Source organism: Anaeromyxobacter sp. SG64 (assembly GCF_022690745.1).
GTDB classification, from domain to species: Bacteria; Myxococcota; Myxococcia; order Myxococcales; family Anaeromyxobacteraceae; genus Anaeromyxobacter; species Anaeromyxobacter soli.
In genome coordinates, this window is the sequence record NZ_JALCZB010000184.1 from 1 (window position 1) to 2485 (window position 2485).

General features: G+C 75.9%; 1 protein-coding gene. It reads right to left on the bottom strand.

Translation table 11 applies throughout. From position 1 onward, the window contains the following. Positions 1–90 precede the first annotated feature (90 nt). Positions 91–2485, bottom strand: a 2395-nt coding sequence (locus MNZ29_RS23915; protein ID WP_242357096.1) for a DUF3857 domain-containing protein, incomplete at its 5' end; no start/stop codon positions are given.

The following is a 2485-nucleotide window of genomic DNA, read 5'->3' on the forward strand; positions in this document are numbered from 1 at the left end:
AGCCGGCCGCGCGCGGGCCGGCGCAGCCGAGCGCGGCGGCGAGGAGCGCGGCGGCCAGCGGGCCGGCGGCGCGGGGCGAACGGACGGTCGTCATCGGGAGCCCTCCCCGGCCACGGCCGGGGCGATCCGGACCTTCCGCGCGAAGGCGCGGTCGATCCTCGCCGCGAGCTCGCGGAAGGCGGGGTACTCCGCCGCCGCGACGCGCGCCGTCTTGAACGTGACGTGCCCCTCGGCGACGAGCGCGTCCGCCTCGCGGCGGTAGCGCACCTCGAAGGCGCCGTGCGGCGTCTCGCCGGAGGCCGCCTCCGGCACCTCCACGACCGTCCAGCCCTTCGGGAAAACGTAACGGTAGGTGAAGCGGGTCACGGCCGGATCGCCGACCACGAGGTCGTACCTGCGCGCGGAGAGGGCGGCGTAGGACTCCGCGTAGCCCGCGGCGTCGCCGAAGGGGGTGAAGCGCAGGCCGCCCCCGTCCGCCAGCGCGTAGCGCGGCACGTCGAGGGTGAAGTCCATCGCCACCTCCTCCTCGATGCGCGTGAGGTCCGAGACGTCGAGGCTCGTCACCTCCGCGCCCGGGAAGGTGCGGCCGAAGGCGCGCTCGAGCTGGGCGCGCCGGTCGTGCTCGGCGAGGTAGGCGCGGCGGTACTGCGGCGCCTGCGCGCCGCGGACGTGCGAGCTGCCGCGCACCGCCGCCCGGCCGTCCCTCGCGAGCGTCACGTCGAACCGGCTCTCGACGCGGTTGTCCTCGGGGCGCGCCTCCGGGATCGTGCCGAAGGTCGCCTTCGCGCCGGGGTTCACGACGAGCACCGTCGCGCCGCGGTCCTCGCCGGGCAGATCGCCCGAGCCCGAGTAGGACGCGGTGCCGTCGAGCCACAGGTCGAGGTCGGGCACGTAGGCGATGGCGTGGTTGAACACCGCGAGCGACGCGGGCGTCTCGGGCATCCGCCCGAGGCGGCGCATGCGCAGGAGCACGAGGCGCGAGTCGATCCCCGCGGCGGCGAGGAGCGCGTGGACGAGGCTCGCCTTGTCCTTGCAGTCGCCGAAGCGCCGCTGGAGCACCTGGTCCACCCGGTAGGGCTTGTAGCCGTGGATCCCGAACTCGAGGCCGACGTAACGGGTCTGCGACACCACGAAGTCGTAGACGCCCCGGACGATGGCGCGCTTCTGCTCGAGGGTCCAGCCGTTCCGCGGCGGGGCGACGGCCGGCGGCAGGCCTGCCTGCGCGCTGGCGGCCGTGAGGCGCGCGCCGCCCGCGCCGAGCGCGGCCTCGACGATGCGCGCGGCGGTGGCGCGGAGCTCGCCCGTGGGCCGGAGCTGATCCCTCACGAGCCCCCAGTAGAAGCGCGCCACCTGGTCCCAGTCGCCGTAGGTGGAGACGTGCACGTAGCGGGCGACCTCGCTCCAGCCCGGCATGCCGGGCTCGGGCCGGATGGGCGCGAGGTCGCGCACGCCGAAGCGGTGCTCTACGAGCCCGCCCGGCAGCTTCCGCGTGTCGTGGCGCACGCCCTCGGGGGCGTTCGAGAAGATCGGCCGCGCCTCGGGGACGAGGAGCACGTAGTCCACCCGCGCCTTGCGGGTGGTGTCGTCGAGGAACGTCACGTCGCCGAAGTAGTCGGAGAGCAGGTTCTCGCCGGCGGTGTCCTCGATGCGCCAGGCCACCTCGAGCACGTCCCCGGCGGAGAGCGCCGGGAACGACAGGGTCCGCGTGCGGGTGTCGTAGTAGAGCCGGTACCAGGGCTCGCTCGCGCTCCGCTCCTCCGCCTCGTGCGTCTCGATGGTCGCGCCGTCGGGCTTCACGATGCGGACCCGCTCGACGCGCGCGTCCTGCCGGTCCGGGGTCCAGCCGATGACGTGGCGCCGGAACGCCTCCGCCCCGCGGGCGTTCACGATCTTCACCACCCGCTGGTAGTAGGTCGCCGAGAGCCCGGAGGGGAAGACGCGCGTGACCTTGAGCTCGCCGAGCACGACGGCGTCGTCGTCGTCGTCGGCGGCGGGCGCCTTCGCGGCGAGCGCGCGCGCGTCGAGCAGGTAGGGCGTCTCGAACCGCTCGCGGGCGGGCTCGAGGCTGCGCACGAGCTCCTTCAGCTCGGGCGACTGCGGGCGGAGCTCGAGGGCGGCGTGGAGGTCGGCGAGCGCGTCGCGGGTGCGGCCCACCGCGAGCCTCGAGCGCCCGCGGCGCTCGAGCGCGTCCGCGTCGTCCGGCGCCACGCGCAGCGCGGTGGCGTAGACCGTCTCGGCCTCCTCGGCGCGGCCGTTCGCGGCGAGCAGGTCGGCGAGCCGCAGCCGCAGCTCGCCGTCCGCCGGATCGAGCCGCTGCCCCTCCGCGAGGAGCGCCGCCGCACCGGCCACGTCGCCCTGCTCGACGAGGAGGTGCGCGAGCGCCCCGCGCGCCTCCGCGTCGTCGAGGCGGAGTGCGAGCAGCGTCCGGTAGCGCGCCACCGCCTCGGCGTTCCGGCTCAGGCGGCCCGCGGCGCGCGCGGCGCCG